We start from the raw sequence: 7,313 nt of genomic DNA on the forward strand, positions 1-7,313 counted from the left end.
TCAATGCTAACGAAATAAGACTTATGGGTAAACTAGCTAAAAAACACAATTTTATGATTGTCAAAACGGATATAATTTAAATGACGTCATTGGTAACGGAGTGAAACATCTCGTATCTGGTAGGTCGAGATTCTTCGTTGCACTCAGAATGACAAAGAGAGTAACAATTTGACAGAGATGTTTTACTTATGACACACCCTCATAGAATCATAAAAGTAGGGACGGCTCCATAAAATAAATATGAAAAGTTCAAAATCCTATCCTGATAAGGATTTCTTCAACTCTTCCAATCTTTCCTTTGTTTCGGGCGAAACAACATTTATAACCAGTCCCTGCGGTTCGCTTTCGGTGTTTCCCGCCCTAAGGCCTGATATCCGCGATATGGCGGCAGTACTGTAAACGCCCACACATTCGCCCTCCGACTGATGCTGGCGGATAGCCATTCTCAGGTGCTCGGTAGCCGGACCGAAAGTTGTACTGGCCTCGTAGCCTGCAAAGGTCTTCGTACTGATGCCGCAAAAGACGCACAACCCCTCGATGGTGTAAGGGCGGCTCATGGGAATCTCAATCGTTTCTCCCGCCCTTGTACCCGAACGTATCAGTTCGGTCTTGTGCCAGGGATTGCTGTCGCACCAGTCGAAGTACTTGTATGCCTGTGCAAGGAAGCAGCCCGGGCTTTCATACCTTATCTCCTGTCCGTCTTTTCCACGGCTTGCATAACAGGTTTTGCGGGCTGCCATTACTTTCCATTCTTTGCACGTTTCTTACTCGCCTTTGCAGGCGCGGGGTCAGTTGCCTGTATTTCTTTGGATGAAGCATCCGCCTGTGCGGGCTCTCCGTCCTCAGGCTGTGCGGCAAGCCATGTTTTCAGTTCCTTTACTTTGCGTATAAGGCAACTGGCGCACGACTGGGGCGCTTCATCCTTACCGAAAACTTCGTTATACAACCCGTATATACGGCTCATCGAATAACGGTGGGTCTTGTCTACTTCGCTTATCAGCTTATGAACTTCCGATTTTAATGCAGGATTACTCATTTTGTTACTTTTTTACTGTCTATATATTTAACTATGAAAAAAACGATAAAGGCAATGCCCACTCCTATACCAAACAACGGCAGCGACCGCCCGATAAGGGCGAACACGCCCGTCAGCATCCATGCGAGGTGGAATGTAAGGCAGGGGCGGCAGTTGAACGGTTTGCGGTCGAAGAAACGACCCAGCAGGGGAAGCTTCAGCGAAAGCACCGCCCCCCAGTAAAGGGCGGCGGCGATGCACAGCAATGTGCCTGTGACGATGGTTCTGATTTGTATTGTATCCATATATAATAAGATAATTTTGTAAGAATTTCACGCAGGATTTCAGGGGTAATTTTTGTGTTTTATATACAATAGAATACTATATCTTTGAATTTTAATCAGTTATTTATTTTATATTGTAGGGGCAGGCAAACTCTGCCCCTACAAATACAATATTTAGCAATTCGCAGAGAATGATATTGGTATAATTTTTATTATATATGCGAACCAAGGGTTAAATGTGCTGTTTTTTGTCCCTTTAGGGACTGAATGTTGGTAGAAAGAAGCTTTAACCGGTTAATTGCGTGCCGTCAGGTACGCAATATCTACAGAACAATTCACATTTTGTACCTGACGGCACAAAAAAACGAATTTCATTCATGTTTCTACCAATATGATGTGCCTAACGGCACATTTAACCCTTGATTGCAGTATACTATTATAAATCAATCTTCTGTTTTGCAGTCAGGGTTCTAAGTCCACGAAGTGGGCTAATATAGATAACTACGGGTAAAACCCGTGGAAAAATCGGATAGGGAGAGGCCGTCTCCGTAGGAGGCGAATGGCATTTGTTTTTGCTATTTGCCTCCTACGGAGACATATTCTTCAGCCAGTCCCTGCCACGGGTTTTGCCCGTGGTTATCCACTTTCAGTCCCTTCGGGACAATAAGTTACTGTGCTTTTTAACCCATGATTCGCATTATATATGCGAATCTCTTTCTGATTTACATAATTTATAAAAACCGGACGTTGAAAATGCTAAAAAAACTTGCTATATCATTTCCTTCTATTATATTAGGGGGAAATAAATATTTTTTATCTACCTTTGCGAAAATAATATGGGAAGATATCTCGCTTTAGATTATGGTACAAAACGGACTGGTATAGCGGTTTCGGATACACTAAAAATAATAGCCAACGGACTGACTACCGTGCCCACCCATACGCTGCTTGACTATCTGAAGTCATATTTGGAAAAAGAAGATGTGGAACGCATCATTGTAGGTTTGCCAAAGCAAATGAATAATGAATATTCGGAGAATATGAAGCATATCCGTCCGTTTGTTAAGAAACTGCAATCCATCTATCCGGACATGCCGATAGAATATTACGACGAGCGATTTACATCAGCCTTAGCACACAGGACTATTTTAGATGCAGGTTTAAAGAAAACAGACAGGCAAAACAAAGCCCTTGTGGATGAGGTGAGTGCGACAATTATTCTTCAGGGATACATGGAGAGTTTACGATTACAAAACAAATAAAAACAATGATTTTACCAATATATTTATACGGGCAACCGGTTTTAAAAAAGGTTGCGAAAGACATCACAAAGGATTATCCCAATCTCAAGGAATTTATTGACAATATGTTCGAAACCATGTACAATGCCGATGGCATTGGGCTGGCAGCCCCTCAGGTAGGGCATGATATACGCCTTTTTGTGATCGATCTGGAACCCTTAGCCGAGGACGAACCCAAGTATTCGGGTTTCAAGAAAGTATTTATCAATCCCCAGATAGTAGAAGAATCGGGCGAACCCGTAAAGATGGAAGAAGGCTGCCTCAGTATACCCGGGATAAACGAGATGGTAGAACGCAAAGAAAAAATACGTATACAATATTTTGATGAAAATTTTGTTTCTCATAATGAAGTCTATGATGCCTTTTTTGCACGTTGCATCCAGCACGAATATGATCATATAGAAGGAAAACTGTTTGTAGATCATATTTCGGGGATCAGGAAGCAACTGATAAAAGGGAAGTTGACCAATCTGATAAAAGGAAAAACAAATTGTCGCTATAAAGTAAAACCAGTACAATCCAAAAACTGAGAATCCCGTTATTATGAAAAGTGTGACCAAGGTGCTCATAATACTAGTTTGTATTATCTCCAGTCTTAGTTCTTGCGTAACAAGTAAAGATACAGACTTCTTACAAGATATAAAACTGAAATACCCGGATGCGACAGTCAAGCCGGAAGAATACCGTATAATTCCGGGCGACCAATTGAGCATCGTAGTCTATGCATGGGATGAAAAGACACGGACTCTTTTTTCCAGTTATTCTCCCCGTTTTTCAGGGCAGGGTATCAGCGACCGCACAGGCGTAGATGCTTATTCTCAGGCGCGTGGGTTGGACGATGCTGCCGGTGTGCCACCTGTGACTGTATATGCCGATGGTACAATTACATTCCCGTATATCGGCAAAATCTACGTACAGGGACAGACCGTGCTGGAAATAAGGAATGTAATATCCAACAGGCTGGATGCTTTTGCAGACGGCACCACAGCCGAAGTTTCACTCTACAACCGCTATTTCAGTATTCTGGGCGAAGCCGGGGCAAACCGTATCGCCATGCCGAATACCACGATGACCATTTATCAGGCCTTGTCTATCGCCAACACGATAGGAGCGTATGCCGACAGGTCGAAAGTAAGCGTTATCAGGCAGACCGAAAGCGGATCGGTAGTGAAAACCTTCGACTTGCGCAGCAAAGATATTATCGATACCGAATTTTACTATATACAACCCAACGATGTGTTATATATGCCTCAGATGAAACGTAAGTTCCTGGGCTCAACAACTACATTCGCCGGGCTGTTTGGATTGTTGACGGCAGTAGCAGGGGTAATTGTATTTACACTTAGAGTATTTTGATATGAAGTCTATACTATATTATTTATTATCAGGTTTTTTGTTGATAGGTTTATTCTCTTCCTGTATATCGAGCGAAGAAGTGAATTATTTGCAGAACTTTAATATGCAATACCCATTGCAACCTTTTACAGAATATAGGCTGGCTGTCGACGACAAAATATCATGCTCCATATCCACCAGCGATGAAGAAGTCGTTCTGGCATTCAATAGCGTTATCCGCCCAGACCAGAGCGGAGTAAAGGCATATATTATCTATAGCGACAGTACCGTAATACTGCCATTCTTTGGCAAAGTGAAGATTGCCGGGCTCACGGTTCAGGAAGCAGAAGAAAAAATACAGAGATTTATGCAAGAGTCGGTTCTTGACGCACAGGTTAAAGTAACCCTTTCAAGCAACTATTTTTATATTCTTGCATCTAATAAACAGGGATTCTACTCGGTGTACAAAGACAATATGACTATTTACCAGGCGCTGGCCATATCCCAGCAAACTACGGGTACTATGGATTTGTCGAAAGTAAGTATCGTGCGCAAAGACGCAGAGGGCAATTCAGTGGTAAAGGAATTTGACCTCAGGACACAGGATGTGATACAGTCCGAGTATTATTATGTCCGGCCTAACGATTTGATATATTTCCCTACAAATAAGAATTCATTCTTTAATATCGAATCCTTGGGTACATTTGCCTCAACGATGATGATACCTTTAAATTTCCTTGTGTACACTGTGATGTACGGATGGTAACATATAAGAGAGAGAAAGAAAATAATTGTTTTAGTGACATAAACCTGTTATGATAGAAAATAATAAACCTGCTGTTGATTCTGACCCGTATTTCGAGGAAATAAAGAGTAAAACGTCTTTATCCTTCGACTTTGTCCTGTGGTTTTACAGGGTATTGAAATACTGGTATCTGTTTGTGATTTCGGTAGTTCTGTTTATGGCATATGCATATATAAAGAATAAGTCGTGGGTGCCGTTCTATAGCATTCAGGCTATGATTATATTAGAAGACAGGGGTACGGCAAGCGTAATGTCCGGTGCGGTACCTTTGGGTAGCATCCTGCGTAATACCGAAAACCAGCGAATCGTACTGGAGTCGTACGGTCTGACCGAAAGGGCGGTGAAAAACCTGCCCAAGAAGATGCATATCGACTATTATATCCAGACCCGATTCAAGTACATAAGCCTCTACACCGATTCGCCTATAGAGATAGTCATAGACAGCCTCGAGCTGGATGTGAAACCCCAGACATACGGCTATGCGTTCAATGTTACTTACGTAGACCAGAACCAGTGTAAGATAAGTTACAAAGACGACCCCGAAAAAGATACCGAGGAATCATTCAATGTTGTTTTTGATACACCCATAGAAAATAAGTTCTTTAAAGGTACTATTAAAAAAACAAATACCTTTAAACCTGATTTCATTCCTTTCAGTTTCCGCTTCTTTACCAATGGCCAACTGGTGGGAATGTATATGGGACGTGTGACTACAGCTCTCAAGGGAGATAACTCCACGGCACTTACCGTCAGCATGTACGGTACAGACCCTGCTAAAGATATCGACTATCTGACCACGCTTCTTGATGAGTTTCAGGATTATAACTTAACCCTGAAGAATCAGCAGGCAGATATGACCATTAAGTTCCTCGACAGCCAGATAGAGATTATTAACGACTCGTTGAATATTTCGCGCGTGAAACTGGAGAAATTCCAGAAAGAAACAGGGGTATACGAAGTGTCTTCCCAGACGGTAAGACGTGAGCTCGATGTTGCCGATGCCGAGAGGGATGAACTGGCTATGCGTGAAAAAACCGTGTTGCTGGCAACCCAGAAGATCAAAGAAGCTATAATGGGAAGTACCGAGCTGATAGACCCTATAAGCATCGGGCTGACTACAGAGATAAAACTGGCAAGATATGTAGAAGAATACAATCAGGAGCTGGGTAAATCCAAAAACCTGGGACCCAAGAGCCCGCTTTATATGACCTCCGTCAACAAGCTGAATGAAACCCGTGTGCAGATATTGAGGGAGTTGCAGCTTATTCAGGTAAAATTGCAAGACCGGAAAGACATGCTGGTAAAAAAATATCAGGGACTGGATGTGAGGCTCGACAACCTGCCTCCTCAGGAAAGAGACCTGATAAAATACCAGAGGGAATACAATGTAAATGAAATGTACCATCAGTTCTTAACCCAAAGGCAATACGAAGCCAAGATTCAGCGCGCGTCCAATACTCCCGACAACTTTATATGGGAATATCCGCGAATGATGGGCGGGGCTATGAACGGTTCCGAAAAGAGTAAGAACTATATGTACTTCTTCCTCATAGCCCTGGTTATACCGTTAATCTTTGTAGTAGTAAAAGAAGAATTGCTCAACTTTGCCATAACCACAAAAGAAGAATGCGAAAAAATATCAGGACTGCCTGTTATAGGGACAATAGAAAATATATCGAAGAAACTCTCTAACGGTGTGGTGCTGGTAAAGAACTATCCGAAATCCAGTTTTGCCGAATCGTTCCGTAACATGAGGGTTCGTCTCGAATATATGGCTCAGCGCGAAAATAAGATTACCGTATTGGTTACATCCACAGAGCCTGCCGATGGTAAGACTTTTATCGCTACCAATATAGCCTCCGTTTACCAGTTGATGGGCAAAAAGGTTATCATAGTCGACTTAGACCTGAGACGCCCGTCTGTGGCTAAAACACTACAGATCGATTCCACAAAGGGTATATCCAACTATCTGATAGGGCAGGTAAGCCTCGATGAAATCATTGTTTCGCATCCCGACTACGGATTCGATATTATTCCGGCCGGTACGCTGCCTCCTAACCCGAGTGAGTTGATAAAGACGGCTAAAACAAAACAGTTGCTTGAGCATCTGAAAGAAGAGTACGACTATGTAGTGATAGACTGTAGTCCGGTGGGGCTGGTTTCCGATGCCTACATATTGTCGGCTATGGCAGACACCACACTGTTTGTAGTACGCCGTGCCAAGACAAACAAGTCATTCTTCAAGAGCGTGATCACACAGCTGGAATATGACGGAGTAGAAAATCTCGCATTGGTATTCAATGATGTGAAGGGTCGCGAAGGATATTACGGTACATCGCGTTACTATGGCGATAAGACCTATTACCTCAAGAAGAACTCTTACTATCATGACGATTACTTTGAAAACTAAATTTGTGTAATATAACATTTAGTTGTGGGGGCGTATGCAATACATCCCTCACATAAAAACTAAAAAATTTTAGTACATGACAAAAAATCTATTTTACTGACAATCAGCAAAATAGATGGTTGATTTTTTGGATAAGACCTTGATTTTTAGTATCTTGTAAAGA

Annotated in this window: 8 protein-coding genes; 5 read left to right on the forward strand and 3 right to left on the reverse strand. The window is 42.3% G+C overall.

The features are described from left to right. Positions 1-257: 257 nt before the first annotated feature. Genes D0T84_RS20525 through D0T84_RS20535 form a run of 3 tightly spaced genes read right to left on the reverse strand, consistent with a single transcriptional unit; the run spans position 258 to position 1,320 of the window. Entirely contained in the window at positions 258-740 is a 483-nt protein-coding gene (locus D0T84_RS20525) for a terminase small subunit (RefSeq protein WP_163309717.1), read from the reverse strand. Further along, positions 740-1,036: a hypothetical protein gene (locus D0T84_RS23150; RefSeq protein WP_255495505.1), complete on the reverse strand. Its 297-nt coding sequence runs from the start codon at positions 1,034-1,036 to the stop codon at positions 740-742. The genes D0T84_RS20525 and D0T84_RS23150 overlap by 1 nt, the downstream gene beginning before the upstream one ends. Beyond that, the gene (locus D0T84_RS20535) at positions 1,033-1,320 is read right to left on the reverse strand and encodes a hypothetical protein (RefSeq protein ID WP_163309718.1); all 288 of its coding nucleotides are present in this window, start codon (positions 1,318-1,320) and stop codon (positions 1,033-1,035) included. The genes D0T84_RS23150 and D0T84_RS20535 overlap by 4 nt, the downstream gene beginning before the upstream one ends. A gap of 815 nt (positions 1,321-2,135) precedes the next feature. Between D0T84_RS20535 and ruvX the strand changes: the two genes are divergently transcribed. Genes ruvX through D0T84_RS20560 form a run of 5 tightly spaced genes read left to right on the forward strand, consistent with a single transcriptional unit; the run spans position 2,136 to position 7,150 of the window. Further along, positions 2,136-2,561, forward strand: a complete 426-nt coding sequence (gene ruvX / locus D0T84_RS20540; RefSeq protein ID WP_163309719.1) for a Holliday junction resolvase RuvX — start codon at positions 2,136-2,138, stop codon at positions 2,559-2,561. 5 nt (positions 2,562-2,566) lie between these two features. Beyond that, positions 2,567-3,130: a peptide deformylase gene (def, locus tag D0T84_RS20545; RefSeq protein ID WP_163309720.1), complete on the forward strand. Its 564-nt coding sequence runs from the start codon at positions 2,567-2,569 to the stop codon at positions 3,128-3,130. A gap of 13 nt (positions 3,131-3,143) precedes the next feature. Beyond that, positions 3,144-3,956: a polysaccharide biosynthesis/export family protein gene (locus D0T84_RS20550; protein ID WP_163309721.1), complete on the forward strand. Its 813-nt coding sequence runs from the start codon at positions 3,144-3,146 to the stop codon at positions 3,954-3,956. A gap of 1 nt (position 3,957) precedes the next feature. Beyond that, a complete protein-coding gene (locus D0T84_RS20555; protein WP_163309722.1) occupies positions 3,958-4,701 on the forward strand; it encodes a polysaccharide biosynthesis/export family protein in 744 nt (247 codons plus the stop codon). A 49-nt stretch (positions 4,702-4,750) separates the two neighbouring features. Further along, positions 4,751-7,150, forward strand: a complete 2,400-nt coding sequence (locus D0T84_RS20560; protein ID WP_163309723.1) for an exopolysaccharide transport family protein — start codon at positions 4,751-4,753, stop codon at positions 7,148-7,150. The last annotated feature ends 163 nt before the right edge of the window (positions 7,151-7,313 follow it).

Origin of the sequence: Dysgonomonas sp. 521 (genome assembly GCF_010501055.1) — a bacterium.
In the GTDB taxonomy this organism is placed as follows: Bacteria; Bacteroidota; Bacteroidia; order Bacteroidales; family Dysgonomonadaceae; genus Dysgonomonas.

Bases quoted from the DNA above. Each gene is read 5' to 3' on its own strand.
- D0T84_RS20525 (WP_163309717.1), bottom strand. From the start codon at position 740: ATGGCAGCCCGCAAAACCTGTTATGCAAGCCGTGGAAAAGACGGACAG.
- D0T84_RS23150 (WP_255495505.1), bottom strand. From the start codon at position 1,036: ATGAGTAATCCTGCATTAAAATCGGAAGTTCATAAGCTGATAAGCGAA.
- D0T84_RS20535 (WP_163309718.1), bottom strand. From the start codon at position 1,320: ATGGATACAATACAAATCAGAACCATCGTCACAGGCACATTGCTGTGC.
- ruvX (WP_163309719.1), top strand. From the start codon at position 2,136: ATGGGAAGATATCTCGCTTTAGATTATGGTACAAAACGGACTGGTATA.
- def (WP_163309720.1), top strand. From the start codon at position 2,567: ATGATTTTACCAATATATTTATACGGGCAACCGGTTTTAAAAAAGGTT.
- D0T84_RS20550 (WP_163309721.1), top strand. From the start codon at position 3,144: ATGAAAAGTGTGACCAAGGTGCTCATAATACTAGTTTGTATTATCTCC.
- D0T84_RS20555 (WP_163309722.1), top strand. From the start codon at position 3,958: ATGAAGTCTATACTATATTATTTATTATCAGGTTTTTTGTTGATAGGT.
- D0T84_RS20560 (WP_163309723.1), top strand. From the start codon at position 4,751: ATGATAGAAAATAATAAACCTGCTGTTGATTCTGACCCGTATTTCGAG.